The following is a 16,052-nucleotide window of genomic DNA, read 5'->3' on the forward strand; positions in this document are numbered from 1 at the left end:
TATTAACGTAATTGTTTAAAATAAGTGAGTTTAATCACAAAGGATCAGTGCTTCTCCTGCAAAAACTCACGTAGCCAACTTCCGGCGACGCCCGGCGGTGTCCGTTTGTTCCATAACAGGTCAATGGCAATCGAGCGGGGCCAGCCGGGAACATTCAGTTGGGTGAGCGTTTTCGCTGCGGAAAACTCTTCCACCAGCGCGACGGGCAACTCACACCAGCCGAAACCTTGCACCGCCATACTGAGCAACAGCAAATAGTTCGGCGCAGACCATACAGGGCCTGCCGTCAGCGTCGGCTCGCGTTCAAGGTAAGTATTGAGCCGTAGTTCGCGCCAGCCCTGCAGTTCGTCCCGTTCGACCACATTTTGTGATACCAGCGGGTGCGCCTGCGCGACATAAATTGCCATGTGCGTTTGCAGCGGCAGGCGTACCACGCCGATATCCGTGGGATAGCTTTCGCGGGCTTCGATCAGCCCGATTTGCGCCCGCTCTTTTTGCACCAGATCCACGACATCCTCGTCTTCACCAATCAGACACTCAAACTCGGTATGGGGAAAACGTTTGTCAAACTGGATCATCAGATCTTCCAGCACGTCCGGGTGCAGCGTATCCGACAGCACAAACGCCAGCCGCGCTTCGGTCTGCGCGGTCAGCGACACGGCAAGTTCATCCAGTCGCGCACTGGCAGCCAGAATCGACTGCACGTAGCCCAAAACCTGTTTTCCCTGCGAGGTCAGCACTGGCTGCCGCGCTGAACGATCAAAAAGCGCAAAACCTAAATCCGCCTCAAAATGGGCGATCGCAGTGCTAATGGTGGACTGGCTTTTGCGCAGACGGCGCGCCGCGGCGGAAAAAGAGCCAGTGGCCACGGTTTCGACAAACGCATTAAGAGCTTCAGGAGAATAGCGCATGATCTATCTACTTTATCGATGGTTACTATCTTTTATATATCATCTTTAACGATGAAAATAGCGCACATCAACGCCCATCACGGCGAATTAATGAGGTTCAGGTTATGCAACACGATGTACATCACCGCAAATTGCCGGAGCGCATCTTTCACGCGGTTTGCTTCGAAGGGATTGCCACTGCCATTCTCGCGCCAACGGCCGCCTGGCTGATGCAGCGCTCGGTGGTGGAAATGGGCGGATTAACCATTATTCTGGCGACTACAGCGATGCTCTGGAACATTATTTATAACTTTGGATTTGACCGTTTCTGGCCGGTTCAACGTGTCACCCGTACCGCAAAAGTCCGCGCACTGCACGCGCTGGGCTTTGAGTGTGGCTTTATCGTAATCGGCGTGTCCATTGTCGCCGCGGTCCTCGGCGTCACGCTGCTTCAGGCATTCACATTAGAAATTGGTTTCTTCCTGTTCTTCCTGCCGTACACCATGTTCTATAACTGGGCGTACGATAAATTGCGCGAAAAAAATATCAAACGTCGCCAGCAACGACGCGCCCTGGCCAACTAATTCCTGCATGGGCCGGAAGCCCTTCCGGCCCTTATCGATCACGTCAACTGCGCCCTAAAACCATAACTATGGTAAATTGCACTTCTTTTTGTTCGTTTTATAGTTGATACGTTGCTCTAATGTCGAAAATTTGGTCAAAAGAAGAGACTCTCTGGAGTTTCGCCCTTTACGGCACTGCCGTGGGCGCAGGAACGCTGTTCTTGCCTATTCAGCTCGGTTCCGCAGGCGCTATCGTCCTGCTCGTTACCGCCCTTGTGGCGTATCCGTTAACCTACTGGCCGCACAGAGCGCTCGCACAATTTATCCTTTCGTCGAATGCCAAAGGCAGCGAAGGGATCACCCGCGCGGTCACTCACTATTACGGGAAAAAAATCGGCAACCTGATTACCACGCTCTACTTTGTCGCCTTTTTCGTGGTGGTACTGATCTATGCTGTGGCGATCACTAACTCGATAACCGAACAGCTCGCCAGGCATCTGACGGTCGACACCACCGTGCGGGTCATGGTGAGTCTGGGCGTGGTGATGGTATTAAACCTGATCTTTTTGACGGGTCGCCATATCACCATCAAGGTGATGGGTTTCCTGGTCTTTCCGCTGATCGCCTACTTTTTGTTTGTTTCGCTATATCTTACCGCCAGCTGGCAGCCGTCATTGCTCACCAGCCAGATGGCGGTGAATCAACACACGCTGCACCAGGTATGGATTTCTATTCCAGTGATGGTTTTCGCTTTTAGCCATACTCCGATCATCTCAACTTTTGCTGTCGACCGACGAGAAAAGTATGGCGATGCGGCCATGGGTAAATGCAAAAAAATCATGAAAGTCGCGTACCTGATTATTTGTCTGAGCGTGTTGTTCTTTGTCTTCAGCTGTCTGCTGTCGATTCCGCCGTCGTACATTGTGGCGGCAAAAGAAGAAGGTGTGACCATTTTGTCTGCGCTTTCAATGATGCCATCTTCTCCGGCCTGGCTGGGTATTTCTGGCATCATCGTGGCCATTGTGGCGATGTCGAAATCGTTTCTCGGCACCTATTTTGGGGTGATTGAGGGAGCGACGGAGATCGTGAAGTCATCGCTGAATCAGGTGGGAATCAAGAAAAGCCGCGCCTTTAACCGCGCGCTGTCGATAATGGCCGTCTCGTTCATTACCTTCGTGGTGTGCTGCATTAACCCCAACGCTATTTCAATGATTTATGCGATCAGTGGTCCGCTGATTGCCATGATTCTGTTTATCATGCCAACGCTGTCAACGTACCTGATCCCGTCGCTGAAACCGTATCGTTCCATCGGCAGCCTGATCACGCTGATTGTTGGCGTGTTGTGCGTATCGGTGATGTTTGTGGGGTAAACCGAGGACGCCCGGCCTCACGCAGGGCGTCGAATTTGATACAGAACGTGTTGTGAAAGTCGATCGTCAGGCGCGAGTGCCGGATGGGCAAAGTCCCCGGCCCGTTTCATTCCCAGGCGCTTCATCAGATTCTCTGATGGCGTGTTCAAGACTGCGGTGAACGAGACGATTTCATCCAGGGCCAGAACCTCAAACGCATAGTTCAGCGCCGCCGTGGCCGGCGATATGTATGGCCTGAACACGCTGGAGCACCAGCCCGCTAAGATAGCCGCTATTGAAGGCCACTGGGAGAATCCGCCCGGTGAAGCCACACCACTGCTGCTGTTTGGCGTACCGGATATAGCAGAAGAACGCACCAAATACGGGCTTGCAATCCCCGCCCTCGGCAGCCTGATCCTGACGCACAGCCTGGATAAACAGGTGCCAATGCTGCGGGCATATTTACATAGGGCCCTGCCGCAGATGCACGTGCTGCAATCTTCAACTCAATGACCTCTGACGTTGGTGTGTACCGCTAAGAGACTTAAAGACATCGTATTGAAAAACGTGATACCGGATCCAAAGCCAGACCCGACACCTAGTCGGGGTCAAACATTATCAACGGCTGCCCGGTTGGTGGTAAATTCGCGTGCTGTTTCGGTAAATCTCTGGCGTGATAAGGATAATGCACTGTACAAAACAGCGATAATGGTGTCCGGACCAGCGACTAAGGTGGATATCATCGCCAGCAGATGAATAATGGCCTGTATATTGATGCAACCTTGAAAGCCGAATATGTTTAGGATATTTCGCCTGGGGTTACCACGCCCCATCAGAGAATTGTCTCTAGTTGGTTTCAACGCTAATGTGAATATGACTCATCAAATCGCTTTTGTCTGTTATAGCAAACTCAGTGCTACTGATTTCTGGTTTTACTGTCAATGTGACTGAAAATTGTTTGCCAGATAATATTTCACTTCCCTGAACAGGGATGAGTCCCTGTTGGCTGCGTACAATATGTTTCTGGTCAGAATGCCCTGCCGGAGAAAAAATATCCCGGTTCGTTGTATGGTTTAACGAAACAGGTTTTCCGTCCAGTAAGGCACCGCTTGCAACCATAAGCATGGCGCTATTTTGTCCAAATGTCATCGCCCCTTTATCCCCCACTTTACCGTCAAAAAACAGCGCCATCTTGTGGGGTTCGGTACACCACGCGGATAACTGCAGTGTACGGTCTGGCAAGGCATTCCATTTTTTTCCGCTCTGTTTTACATCGCTATTTTTGATATTTCCGTAATCAACATTATGCTGGGAGACAGATAACTGACAATCAGCAAAGGCAACGTGACTGCCCAACAACAGTAACAACCCGCAAGCACCTTTTTTCATTACGGTATTCATTGACATACTCCGGTAATATTTTCATAGAACGCATTTAAATCGCGTTCTTTGGCAAGAGAGTAATGTAACTGACACTGTTTTTGACCCTTTTCATCGGTCACATAGAGCGTCGGAAGATTATCCAGGTCGGTTAAAAAGACCATGCCATCATCGATAGCTGTCGCAATGTAATTGCCTTTTTCATCAACAATAGAGCTGCCTTTTTTCATCATGTTATTGGCCGAAGGTTTCACGCGAAGCATCCCCCGACGCACATTGAGCACGCCGAATTTTACCTGACTGACGGCACCGTGGCCTTCGCTTACCATGCTCGTACCATTATTCACATCAATATTTTTTGGCAGCGTTTCAGTGTTAATTTCAATTCGTGAGCTCTGGTAGGCTGGCAAAGAAGCCACAACCGCATGCCCCCAGCGATCGGTCCAGACGTCGCCGGATGGCGTTGAAATTTCGACATTGCTGATTTTATCCCCGAGGGACACCAGCGCAAATGTATCGCCAATTGCATATGGGGAGAACGTCACACCTTCTGAATGTGCAAGAACACCACCCGATAATGTCGCCCCGTAGTTTTTGCTGTCTGGTCCGTTAGTACCGGCATTTAATCCTAACTGCGCATAGTGCAAATTATCAGAAAGACTGCCGTTGAAACTGTTCTCATGAGACGTGAGGTCCCGATCGGCTGAGATCGCATACGACATTTCAGGGTTCACATTACCACTCGTTTGCAAACCCGCGCTTTGCGATTCGCCCTGCTTACGCCAGTAAGCACCAACACGCTGAGATCCCAGGGGTACGCTGAGATTGACATAAACCTGAGCGCCCTCATTGCTGCGATGAGAATTATCGCTCTCATGGTTAAGCTGATTTTGCACGTTGACCGATACGTTGACGCGGGAGAAGGTTTTCCCCCAGGATAATGACACACTCTTGCTGTCGTCTTCGCCGTTTGCCCCTTCACTCAGATTATAGCCGAGTGAGAATGAGCCTAAGGTTTCATTACTCCAGTTAATATTGGCACTGTATTGCCCGGTATACTGAGAAAAATCGTCCTGTAACGTATCACCTAATTCACGGTATCCTGCGCTGTAACGCGAGACAGCCCCTGAAACGGAAAGATGTTCTGTTGCAGAATAACTGGCATTCAGAATGGCATTACTCCCGGTATTGCCATTCTGCTTATCCTGCGACTCTTTCAGCGTCATGGATACGACCGTATTTTTCATCGGAGCCACATCGACTGACGTTGCGAGACCGGTATATTTTTCGGTCACCAGACCACCTGCACTCACGTTCATCCACCTTTGCAGCTTCCAGCCTTTTGAAGCCGTTAAGAGCACAGGTGTTGCTTTGTCATATTCGTCACCGATATCGCGTAGTTTACCTATCGCTAACGAGAGTCCTTGTGGGCCGCCTAGCTGATTCGGGCGCAGCGCCTGAGCGGGAATAATGAAATGATTTTCTTTTCCGTCAGTTTCTTTGACGGTGACCTCAAGTGAGGTATTTACGCTGGTAATCGGAACATTATTGAGGACAAAAGGTCCCATGGGGACTAACGTTGAATAGACGAGTGCGCCTGCCTGTCTGACTTCTACACGAGCCTGCGGCCCTCTCGCCAGCCCTCTCACGGTAACACCCGATTCGTCACTTCCTGTTAATGCCGTTTCAGGGATCATCTGTATCCCGCTAATAGATGAACCGGAAAAAAGCGTATTCGATATGTTGATTTGTCCAGCCTGAACAATCGCCTTTTGCTCGACAAAAGTATGCTGTGCATAGGTATAGAGGCTTTCGCTATTAAAGGCATCATCTTCTTTTGTGACTACCTGGCGGCTGCGAATCATCCAGTCACTAAAATTCAGCCCCTCTTCAAGTGCAGCCTGAGAGTACGTACTCGAGTCACTTGATGAGTCATTATGCGTGCTGAAAAGAGTATAATTAAATAATCCTGCGGTCCCGCCTGTGACATAGGGGATCTGTGCCTTATCGCTCATGGCCAGCGCCTCTTCAGGGACGACAATGTCCAGCCGCTCCTCTCCGGGAAGAGGTGTAATAACGGCTGTCGGATAATCTTTTTGATAGTCGTAGCACTCTTCAGACGCAGGCTGAGCATCCGCCTGATCTGGGGCGCTTTCGCCCAGGCCTGAAGGCACGTTGAGACCGGCACTGTTTAAAAAATCCCGATCGACACAGAGCTGTCCCTGGCTGCCAAACCGCGCCGTGACGGTTCCACGATCGTTACCATTCACATGCAAAGCGAGGGGATGCCTTCCTGGCATAAACTTTGCTGAATCAGCAAAATATTTCCCCAAAGCACTGTCCAGTCCGCGGTTTTTGAGCGTTTCGATGTCAAACCCGTTTGTCGTGCCTTCAGCTCTGGATTTTGCGACAGGCAGAGCGAGGATGAGTATCACAATACAAAGCTGAGACAATTTGAACGGGTTTGACCGGCGATTCGTTGACATAGGGGTTAGGATTCTGGATTGAACAGCCATGTATTAATGGGTTAATGAAGCGATGTAGTCGTCAACTTTCACACCATAGCGGCTCACCGGTGCGATTTTTACCTGACTGTCTGCACTTATTTCTTTCTTCATCTCCACTGTCAGCGTTTTGCCCGGCAGGATGTACGTTTGTTTCATTGATGCCGTGTTATTCGAAGGCAGCGTGGTCACTGTGGGTTGAAAGCGAACGACATAAGGGCTGGGGTTGGTTAACGTAAGCTGTTTACCCTTGGCCTTATAGGTCAACAGAGTCCACGCATTCTGTACTTCCGGCAGATTGGTCGGATGAATAATGACAGGAAGATTCTGGCGAATGCTGAAACCCACTTTATTTTTACCCGGGGTATTTTGAGGAATACCTTCAAAAATAACCCGTTTCAGATGTTCAGTGGTTAACGGCGCGTCTGTCTGAAGTACAAATCGCACGTGCTGAGTCTGGTTTCCTTCAACCCGCGTTACCGGCTGAGTAACCAACAAATGGGTGCCAGTATCATCAGGTAGATCCACAACCGTGGTATATAACAGTAAAGGGTTTGCCTCGCTGTTCTTCAGGTTCATACTGCCGCCATTTTCAGCTTCTTTAATCAGGAGCATGGATGTTTCGGGTACGAGACCCATCGCAGCAGCAGGGGCAGAATGTATCGCAAAAGCGGCGAGCATAACAACAGCAGAGGAATAAACATAAAATTTAGATAAGGACATAATTATACTCTATATATCAATTGAGGTTTAAAGAATCATCTTTAAAAAAAAGATAAGAAAATATTTTATATCCCTGGCAAGCGCCTTATTGAAAAATAGAGTTAAAACCTGACATACGTCAGGTTTTAACGAATGTGTCATTCCATATCTAATTATAAATAGAGGACAGAAATGGTTGCGAGGCCATCCAACTCAGTATCGTCTGTGATATTCAGAGTATCTGTACCTTGAATATAAGGGGCAATACTTAAATCAAAAACGCCGACCTTAAATGCAGTGGGGACCGCTGGGTTGGAATCCGTTTTTGAGACGCTGTAAACATATGCTTCTGGCTGTATACCACTTGCTATCATCCCCTTAACCCAACTATTATCGTCTAACATCGTTTTATTCGAAGAAATTATTATCCCGGCGACCCCATCTGCCATAGGGCTTGTCGTGGCGGTGATTTTATAATACCCCAAATTAACACCCCCGGCTGTTTTCCCCATTCCAAAATTATAGCTACTGGCCGTACTAACGCTATCCGCTCTATTATCATCAACAACAAAACCCACCGTTGTGGCAGCGTCACAGGTGATGGTTAACGTAATTGTTTTTGCACGCAACGCATTATCTCCCGTAGCGGTAAGCGTGGATAAACTTGTTTTACCGAAATCAACCACGCCACCATTGCTTAATGTTGGTGTACAGGCTGAATTTGTTAAGGTGCCTTTAACCGTCAGATCAACCGTGGATGCTGCCCAGACGGATGATGTTAAACTGCAAAGGAATAAAGCCAGTAATTTATTTTTCATGCTTAAACTCATTTCATAGTTTCAAGATAAGATTTTTTAGCTCTTCTCAATACAGGAAAGAGCAGGTGAGTGTTATGATAAACATAACAGTGAAGGATGAAGAGTAAATTTGGATCCTATATAAGATTTTAAATAGAACTTTTAGAGTAAAGCGATATGAGCATCGCCTTAAACACGCTAAATAAGTACGCACAGGCGTTGCACACATTGAAGGAACGAAGGAAAACCGCCAACCAGGCGAAGAGTCCAGCCAATGGAAATGTTTTTATATCAGCACGTTGCATAACAACGCGTTCGGCAAACCATGGCTTGTCCTAAATGAGATATTATTTAGGATATAAAAAAATAGCCGTGCGTATTGTTTGTCTGCAAAATCTCAGCGGTCCAATAATGGCGATAGTGTGTATATTACCGTGTCATTAAGCGGAACCTAAAATGCAGACACAACTGACAACAGCGTGCTCGCCCTGTCCGGTGCCAGTGATAACCAGCAAAGTAACAGCCACCTTTTCGGGTCAGGCTGACGCCTCAGCAAACATCGGTTTCGCAAATAATACACAAGACGGGGCGGAGAATTTGTCGATGCAAATCGCCAAGGGTAATGACCGTAGCCAATTTTACAGGGATGTCGATAGCGAAACGGTGACCATCGACAGCAGTGGCAATGCTACCTTTCCGCTTTCAGCACCTGCATACACCGTTAAAACTTCACCTTTCAATGACAGGTGAGTTACGCTCCTGGCGCAATGGGTGACTACGCCAGGCATGACGCATTAAGTGATATTTAATAATTCTGGGGAAGTTTGTTAATGGCGATTAAAATTCCACGCTGAATGACAATATGCTCACCGGTGCGAAGATCGCTGATGATTTTCATAATGCGACTCCGGGAAAGCCCTGTTTTTTCTAAAATGTAGTCACTTGCATTAACTGACAAACGCAGTTCTTCTTTTTCATCCATCAATGCGAAAAGATTGAGGCGAATAAGATCGTAGGTAGAGAGGCCAGCGGAGGTATTATGTGCTTCGACAAGCCGTTTAATTGCGTACATATAGACGTAGGAGGCCTCTTTCCACAATGCAAACTGGTCAATCTTTTCGATCACAGTTGCTACGGGGATCAATTCGTAGCGAATTGCACCACTGGCTTGATAAAACCACCCCTCATTCGCATCGAAAAGCTCATTCATCCCAAACACCATGGGTGCTTGAGCATATCTCATTAATAAATGCCCCTGTTCTCTATAAACAGCTACAGTACCTTCATGCAGCAAGAGACAAACGGGTCCAGCCTGGCTTTCCAGAGAAATCATACGCCGTGCACTCCCGGTACGGATATTCGCCGGATTAGATAGACTATTGATAATCTTGAGTATTGCGTCTTTTGGTTTCATCTGGCTAAGAATCCCAATAAAAAAATCGAATAGGATCACATCTTAATTAAATGATATCAGATAGTATGATATGACGCGAAAAATCATGCGCGTATTTTTTATGTTAAGTATCATCTCAACGTAAGCTATAAACGCCCCCACTAACGGTAAGAGGCCACGGCAGCCTAAGCTCACCAAAAAAACCTTGTCAAAACACGAGGGACCGCGGACCCGAACTGACTTTATGAGGAGCAGTGATAAATTTATGCATTATCTTATTATGGATTATATGTTCATAGACAGAGGTATGGGCCTTAGATACTATAATTAAGAATAAATTTATTTTTAAGTAAAGGAGCCAATTCAATGACAATGTTAAGTTGTTCAGCACTTCAATTTTGTGACCATACTTCCAAAGTTTTAATTTTAAATTCGGATATTGATTTTTGCCAATGGTATCTAAACAGTTATGATTTTAATTGTTTTTCTGACTCGGAAATAAAAGCACTCCTGGTCGAAGTAAAACCAGAGCAGTATCCATGCATACCATTACGATTGGGAAGCAGCCTTGATATCACTTATCTTAGTCTCGAATTGGTAAAGTTATGCATTGAATAAATAACTAACAAAGAAAAAACTCACACACATTGCCTTGTAGGAAAATCGCCCAAAATATATGAGCATTCTTAAAATTATGCAGGGCCGTTGTTTTGCATTGAATACCCATGCCGATCTCTTTACTACTTTTATGTCCCCGTGATAGTGGATATTACCCTATTAATGCTTATCTTAAGTATTCTATTATATGCTTCATTGTTTGTATTTATTTCAGGTAATCATAAGGGAATACCCACATTCGCGGCGTTTGACAAAGGGAGTGATAGTTTTTTAGGTCAACGCTACGATGATTGCGGGGCCTTGTCCAGTTCATCACTGTTATTCGCCAGTTTCTGTGTGATGCTCACCGCTTTATCAATAATCCCTACCGCAGGCGCCGTGCTTGCCAATACACCTGCCATAACATCCCCTAACTAAAATTTATCGCCCCCCACAATTTCGCCGGATAACCTTCTGTTAAGAAACGAACTTTCACTTATCATTTCAGGTGCTGGTGCAGCACGAGTAATGCAGGGGGCATCTGCTGCACTGGTTGGAAGTATGCTTGATAATGAAGATGAAATAATCTCAATGCCACAATCCAGCAATAGACTGGTTTTCCGTGAAGGTGACACTCTCCCGAATGGATTCCTGACCATGCCAGGGAGTAAGCACTAATGGGAGCCAAGGGTAATTATCTATTCAGGGGTGATAAGACTGTTTGCGGTGGCAGAATTCTTGAAGGATGTACCGATCACCCGTTTTTTGATAAAGACATGGCCTGTGAAGGCCATAAAGTAATCCGCATAGACGATGCCGACTCGGTGAAGATAAGAGCATTCTTCGAAGACCTTTGGGACAGCAGTGAGCCAGCCATACAAACATCAAAAATCCCAGAAACTACAAGGAGGAGAGGTCATACCATTGATGAGTATGACGTTACTGGCAGCAACTGCACCACGCATTCAGTTTTAGGGATTAAGTTTGCTGGCTCAAAGGTATTTGAGCACGGTTGCACGTCTACGACGACACAATTACCTATTGAAGCCGAGGAAGATTTCACCGTTCCGGTATCGCTGCAAAGATTTCTCATCGCAAAGGGTGGAGACATGTCCTCAATGCTTGTCGTTGAGATGAACGAAGTATTCAAAGAGCAATACTCTAATTCATGTAACTTACAACCATTCCAGGAAACTCGCGGTGGTGTAGCTCAGCATGTTGCAGCGGAAGGTGCAACCACTGCCGATTCATTCTTTCCGTATTCCGGCGGCACTGTAGATGGCGTTTTAGGGGGATCTTATGGCGATGACGAATAGTTATACTCTTACTTCCATAGTAACTATCCGTGACAACTAACAGTGTACCTCTTGTTGGCAAACCGTCGTTCAATGGTAGAACGATTACAGACAACTAATGTTAAGTAACTTATTGATAGAAAAACACATTTAAGCCAGTTACTGGCGGTGTTTTGCAGCAAGGGGAAAGATCTGGAGCGGGCGAAGGGAATCGAACCCTCGTATAGAGCTTGGGAAGCTCTCGTTCTACCATTGAACTACGCCCGCTTTGAGGTGCGTAAGGCATTATAGACCTTACGCTTTTTCGCACAAGCCACCCAAACGCTAACTGGCGATTAATTAACCGTTTAGCATTTTGGTTTGCTGCCCTGCGCCGGGAGATAACGCTGAGGATCGATTGCGGTTGCACGGTAGCGAATCTGGAAATGCAGGGCAACGGAGCTGGCACCCGTGCTGCCCATCGTCGCGATCTTTTGCCCGGCTTTCACATTTTGCCCGTTATTGACCAGCAATGAGTCGTTGTGCGCATAGGCGGTAATGTAGTCTTCACCGTGCTTAATCATGATCAGATTACCGTAACCGCGCAGCTGATTCCCCACATACACCACCTTCCCTGCTCCGGACGCATAAACCGGCGCACCGCGTGAGCCCGCAATATCGATCCCTTTATTGCCGCCTTCTGCAGTCGAATACGGGGTAATCACTTTACCACTGGCAGGCCAGACCCAGCAGCGCTGCCCTACCGGCGGCCATGACGATTTTGGAACGGCATACGATGGCGTCACCGCAGCAGTTTTGCCGCTCTTGGTTGAGGATTTCTTACCTGACGCACTACCGCCATTCACCTTAAGCTTTTGGCCCACCTCGATTGTGTAGGGAGGTGAAATGCTATTGAGACGCGCCAGATCCTTCACGCTGGTGCCCGTCGCACGAGAAATGCGATACAACGTGTCACCGCGCTTAACGGTGTACACCGAACCGGAATAACTGCCCATGTCAGATGATTTACTGCCAGAACAGCCCGCCAGCAGCAATGCCAGCGCCAGGCAGAAAATAGCACTCAGGGGATTTCTCGTCAGGCTTCCTGCGAACAAAACGGATCCTTGGTCAAGGTAAATGGCATCCTATGATAACAGCCTAAATCCTGTTGCCAACTTTTGCCGTTAATCCGCATTTAAGCTCGGGGCGACAACTCGTTTGCTGGAGAGTGAGATATAATTTCGCCGTCCCGTCGTTCGGGTACTGGAGTCTGAATGAGCATACAAGAACACGTCATTTTGGTTAACGACCAGGGAGAGGTTGTTGGCACTCAGGAGAAGTACGCTGCGCACACTTCTCACACCTCACTGCATCTGGCTTTCTCGTCGTGGCTGTTTAACGATCGGGGTCAATGCCTTGTGACCCGCCGCGCATTGAGCAAAAAAGCCTGGCCTGGCGTTTGGACAAACTCGGTCTGCGGCCATCCACAAATCGGCGAAACCACTGAACAGGCGATAGCGCGCCGCTGCCTTTTCGAAGTCGGCGTAGAGATCGCGCAGCTCACGACGATCGCAGCGGATTTCCGTTACTGCGAAATCGATCCCTCAGGCATCGTTGAAAACGAAATTTGCCCGGTGTTTGCGGCACAGATTATCAGCCCAGTCAAGGTGAATCCAGATGAAGTAATGGATTATCAGTGGGTTGAACTGACATCAGTGTTACGCGCTCTGGAGGCCACGCCGTGGGCCTTCAGCCCGTGGATGGTTTCGGAAGCGGCTAACGCTTCTGAAAAGCTCAAACACTTCGCCGATAACGTAAAGGCATAAAAAAAGCCCCGACGCGATAAACGTCGGGGCTTTTTAGATCGTTACGACCTTATTTTACCGGACGCATCGCCGGGAACAGGATCACATCACGGATGGTGTGGCTGTTGGTAAACAGCATCACCATACGGTCGATGCCAATACCCAGACCCGCCGTTGGCGGCAAGCCGTGTTCCAGGGCAGTCACGTAGTCTTCGTCGAAGAACATCGCTTCATCATCGCCTGCTGCTTTCGCATCAACCTGATCCTGGAAGCGCTGCGCCTGATCCTGCGCATCGTTCAGCTCGCTAAAGCCGTTACCGATTTCGCGGCCACCGATGAAGAACTCAAAGCGGTCAGTGATTTCCGGGTTTTCGTCATTACGACGCGCCAGGGGAGACACTTCAGCAGGGTATTCAGTGATGAAGGTTGGCTGAATCAGATGCGCTTCTGCCACTTCTTCGAAGATCTCAGTCACGATACGACCCTGACCCCAGCTCTTCTCAACTTTGATACCGATGCTTTCCGCGATTGCTTTCGCAGAATCGTAGTTATCCAGATCGGCCATTTCGGTTTCTGGACGGTATTTCTTGATCGCTTCGCGCATGGTCAGCTTCACGAACGGCTTACCAAAGTCGAACACTTCGTCGCCGTAAGGCACTTCCGTGGTGCCCAGAATATTCTGCGCCAGGGTGCGGAACAGAGACTCGGTCAGCTCGATCAGATCTTTGTAATCCGCGTACGCCATATAGAGCTCCATCATGGTGAACTCTGGGTTATGGCGAACGGAAATACCTTCGTTACGGAAGTTACGATTAATTTCGAACACGCGTTCGAAGCCGCCAACCACCAGACGCTTCAGGTACAGTTCCGGCGCGATGCGCAGGTACATGTCCAGGTCCAGCGCATTGTGATGGGTGACGAACGGACGCGCAGAAGCGCCACCCGGAATCACCTGCATCATTGGCGTTTCGACTTCCATAAAATCACGGCCAACCATGAACTGACGGATGCCCGCCATAATCTGGGAACGGATTTTGAACGTTTTGCGGGATTCATCGTTAGAGATGAGATCCAGGTAGCGCTGGCGATAGCGCGCTTCCTGATCCTGCAGACCGTGGAATTTATCCGGCAACGGACGCAGCGCTTTGGTCAGCAGGCGCAGTTCAGTGCAGTGTATAGAGAGTTCACCCGTCTTGGTCTTGAACAGCTTGCCTTTCGCGCCAAGGATGTCGCCCAGGTCCCACTTTTTGAACTGCTCGTTATAAATGCCTTCTGGCAGATCGTCGCGGGAAACGTACAGCTGAATACGACCACCGACGTCCTGCAACGTCACGAAGGACGCTTTACCCATGATACGGCGGGTCATCATGCGGCCTGCAACGGACACTTCTACGTTCAGCGCTTCCAGCTCTTCGTTTTCTTTTGCATCGAAGTCAGCATGCAGCTGATCGGAAGTGTGATCGCGACGAAAATCGTTCGGGAATGGAATCCCCTGCTCACGCAGTGCAGCCAGCTTTTCGCGACGTGTTTTCAGCTCGTTATTAAGATCGACTACCGCGTCAGTGCCCTGTGCTTGTTGTTCAGACATGTTGGTTCCTCATAACCCTGCTTTCAAACTTGCTTCGATAAATTGATCCAGGCTGCCGTCCAGCACCGCCTGCGTGTTACGGGTTTCAACCCCGGTACGCAAGTCTTTAATGCGGGAGTCATCAAGGACATAAGAACGAATCTGGCTGCCCCAGCCGATGTCAGATTTGTTATCTTCCATCACCTGTTTCTCGGCATTTTTCTTCTGCATCTCCAGCTCATAAAGCTTCGCTTTCATCTGCTTCATGGCCTGGTCTTTGTTCTTATGTTGCGAACGGTCGTTCTGGCATTGCGTTACCGTGTTGGTCGGAAGGTGGGTAATACGCACCGCGGATTCCGTTCGGTTAACGTGCTGACCGCCAGCGCCAGATGCGCGATAAACGTCAATGCGCAAGTCAGCTGGGTTGATTTCGATATCGATATCGTCCTTCACTTCTGGATAGACAAACGCAGAACTGAAAGAGGTATGACGGCGACCGCCTGAGTCGAACGGGCTTTTACGCACCAGGCGATGAACGCCCGTTTCGGTACGCAGCCAGCCGTAAGCATAATCGCCAATGATCTTGATGGTGATGGATTTAAGACCCGCCACTTCACCTTCAGACTCTTCGATAATCTCGGTTTTGAAGCCGCGCGCTTCTGCCCAGCGCAAATACATACGCGCCAGCATGCTCGCCCAGTCTTGCGCTTCTGTTCCGCCAGAACCGGCCTGGATATCAAGATAGCAATCAGCGCTGTCGTATTCGCCGGAGAACATGCGGCGGAATTCAAGCTGCGCCAGTTTCTCTTCTAATACGTCGAGCTCAGCGATCGTTTCGTTGAATGTTTCTTCGTCGTCGGCTTCGACCGCTAATTCCAGCAGACCAGAAACGTCTTCCAGTCCCTGCGTCATTTGATCCAGCGTTTCAACGATGGCTTCGAGGGAGGAACGCTCTTTACCCAGCGCCTGGGCGCGTTCAGGTTCGTTCCAGACGTCCGGCTGTTCCAGCTCGGCGTTTACTTCTTCAAGACGTTCTTTCTTCGCATCATAGTCAAAGATACCCCCTAAGAACGGCGGAGCGCTCCGTAAGGTCTTGAATGCGGTTTTTTACCGGATTAATTTCAAACATGGTCTGTTTTCTTTATTGGACTAGTCAAAATGCGGTGATAAGAGCGGGATTGTACCCAATCCACGCTCTTTTTTATAGAGAATAGTGACGCTAAATTGGTCA

At 48.6% G+C, this 16,052-nt stretch carries 14 protein-coding genes, 1 tRNA gene and 2 pseudogenes; 6 read left to right on the plus strand and 11 right to left on the minus strand.

Features of this window, described 5'->3' with window-relative positions:
• Positions 1-44 precede the first annotated feature (44 nt).
• Entirely contained in the window at positions 45-911 is an 867-nt protein-coding gene (locus ACKI5T_RS18770; protein WP_407439393.1) for a LysR family transcriptional regulator, read from the minus strand.
• A 104-nt stretch (positions 912-1,015) separates the two neighbouring features.
• On the opposite strand from ACKI5T_RS18770, the gene ACKI5T_RS18775 reads away from it, so the two are divergent.
• Together ACKI5T_RS18775 and ACKI5T_RS18780 are read left to right on the plus strand one after the other, a co-directional pair.
• Positions 1,016-1,474 (plus strand): multidrug/biocide efflux PACE transporter, encoded by a 459-nt coding sequence (locus ACKI5T_RS18775; RefSeq protein WP_015960293.1) that lies wholly within the window; start codon positions 1,016-1,018, stop codon positions 1,472-1,474.
• 119 nt (positions 1,475-1,593) lie between these two features.
• Complete coding sequence (locus ACKI5T_RS18780) at positions 1,594-2,823, plus strand: amino acid permease (protein ID WP_407439394.1); 1,230 nt, start codon at positions 1,594-1,596, stop codon at positions 2,821-2,823.
• A gap of 17 nt (positions 2,824-2,840) precedes the next feature.
• Here ACKI5T_RS18780 and ACKI5T_RS18785 read toward each other — a convergent pair.
• Positions 2,841-3,041: pseudogene (locus ACKI5T_RS18785) on the minus strand (GNAT family N-acetyltransferase); the annotation flags it as partial.
• On the opposite strand from ACKI5T_RS18785, the pseudogene ACKI5T_RS18790 reads away from it, so the two are divergent.
• Positions 3,034-3,264, plus strand: a pseudogene (locus tag ACKI5T_RS18790) (cytochrome ubiquinol oxidase subunit I); the annotation flags it as partial. The pseudogenes ACKI5T_RS18785 and ACKI5T_RS18790 sit on opposite strands and share 8 nt — an antisense overlap.
• Before the next feature lie 384 nt (positions 3,265-3,648).
• On the opposite strand, the gene ACKI5T_RS18795 reads toward ACKI5T_RS18790, so the two are convergent.
• The 4 genes from ACKI5T_RS18795 to ACKI5T_RS18810 all read right to left on the minus strand — a co-directional run bounded on the left by ACKI5T_RS18795 (position 3,649) and on the right by ACKI5T_RS18810 (position 8,206).
• Positions 3,649-4,203 carry a hypothetical protein gene (locus ACKI5T_RS18795; protein ID WP_407439395.1) on the minus strand — a complete coding sequence of 185 codons (555 nt, stop codon included), beginning with the start codon at positions 4,201-4,203 and terminating at the stop codon, positions 3,649-3,651.
• Positions 4,200-6,668 carry a fimbrial biogenesis usher protein gene (locus tag ACKI5T_RS18800; RefSeq protein WP_407439397.1) on the minus strand — a complete coding sequence of 823 codons (2,469 nt, stop codon included), beginning with the start codon at positions 6,666-6,668 and terminating at the stop codon, positions 4,200-4,202. The genes ACKI5T_RS18795 and ACKI5T_RS18800 overlap by 4 nt, the downstream gene beginning before the upstream one ends.
• A gap of 33 nt (positions 6,669-6,701) precedes the next feature.
• Positions 6,702-7,409 (minus strand): fimbria/pilus chaperone family protein, encoded by a 708-nt coding sequence (locus ACKI5T_RS18805; RefSeq protein WP_407439398.1) that lies wholly within the window; start codon positions 7,407-7,409, stop codon positions 6,702-6,704.
• 152 nt (positions 7,410-7,561) lie between these two features.
• On the minus strand, positions 7,562-8,206 hold the full coding sequence (locus tag ACKI5T_RS18810) for a DUF1120 domain-containing protein (protein WP_407439400.1): 645 nt from the start codon (positions 8,204-8,206) through the stop codon (positions 7,562-7,564).
• A 435-nt stretch (positions 8,207-8,641) separates the two neighbouring features.
• On the opposite strand from ACKI5T_RS18810, the gene ACKI5T_RS18815 reads away from it, so the two are divergent.
• The gene (locus tag ACKI5T_RS18815) at positions 8,642-8,935 is read left to right on the plus strand and encodes a hypothetical protein (RefSeq protein ID WP_407439402.1); all 294 of its coding nucleotides are present in this window, start codon (positions 8,642-8,644) and stop codon (positions 8,933-8,935) included.
• Between the two features lie 55 nt (positions 8,936-8,990).
• Here ACKI5T_RS18815 and ACKI5T_RS18820 read toward each other — a convergent pair whose 3' ends face one another.
• Complete coding sequence (locus ACKI5T_RS18820; protein ID WP_407439404.1) at positions 8,991-9,599, minus strand: helix-turn-helix domain-containing protein; 609 nt, start codon at positions 9,597-9,599, stop codon at positions 8,991-8,993.
• Between the two features lie 1,253 nt (positions 9,600-10,852).
• Between ACKI5T_RS18820 and ACKI5T_RS18825 the strand changes: the two genes are divergently transcribed.
• Positions 10,853-11,491, plus strand: coding sequence for a hypothetical protein (locus ACKI5T_RS18825; protein WP_407439405.1), 639 nt, complete (start codon positions 10,853-10,855; stop codon positions 11,489-11,491).
• A gap of 172 nt (positions 11,492-11,663) precedes the next feature.
• Here ACKI5T_RS18825 and ACKI5T_RS18830 read toward each other — a convergent pair.
• Positions 11,664-11,737 (minus strand) — tRNA-Gly (locus ACKI5T_RS18830).
• Between the two features lie 80 nt (positions 11,738-11,817).
• Positions 11,818-12,564 (minus strand): amidase activator ActS, encoded by a 747-nt coding sequence (gene actS, locus ACKI5T_RS18835; protein ID WP_407439407.1) that lies wholly within the window; start codon positions 12,562-12,564, stop codon positions 11,818-11,820.
• Between the two features lie 159 nt (positions 12,565-12,723).
• On the opposite strand from actS, the gene idi reads away from it, so the two are divergent.
• Complete coding sequence (gene idi, locus ACKI5T_RS18840; protein WP_407439409.1) at positions 12,724-13,275, plus strand: isopentenyl-diphosphate Delta-isomerase; 552 nt, start codon at positions 12,724-12,726, stop codon at positions 13,273-13,275.
• Between the two features lie 49 nt (positions 13,276-13,324).
• Here idi and lysS read toward each other — a convergent pair whose 3' ends face one another.
• On the minus strand, positions 13,325-14,842 hold the full coding sequence (lysS, locus tag ACKI5T_RS18845; protein ID WP_015960300.1) for a lysine--tRNA ligase: 1,518 nt from the start codon (positions 14,840-14,842) through the stop codon (positions 13,325-13,327).
• A 9-nt stretch (positions 14,843-14,851) separates the two neighbouring features.
• Positions 14,852-15,950 (minus strand): peptide chain release factor 2 gene (gene prfB, locus ACKI5T_RS18850; RefSeq protein WP_096759544.1). Its coding sequence is split into 2 segments (ribosomal slippage): positions 14,852-15,874 and positions 15,876-15,950, totalling 1,098 coding nucleotides; the frame shifts between segments, so codons are not numbered across the junction.
• Between the last annotated feature and the right edge of the window lie 102 nt (positions 15,951-16,052).

Origin of the sequence: Lelliottia sp., assembly GCF_045627565.1 — a bacterium.
Lineage (GTDB): Bacteria > Pseudomonadota > Gammaproteobacteria > Enterobacterales > Enterobacteriaceae > Enterobacter.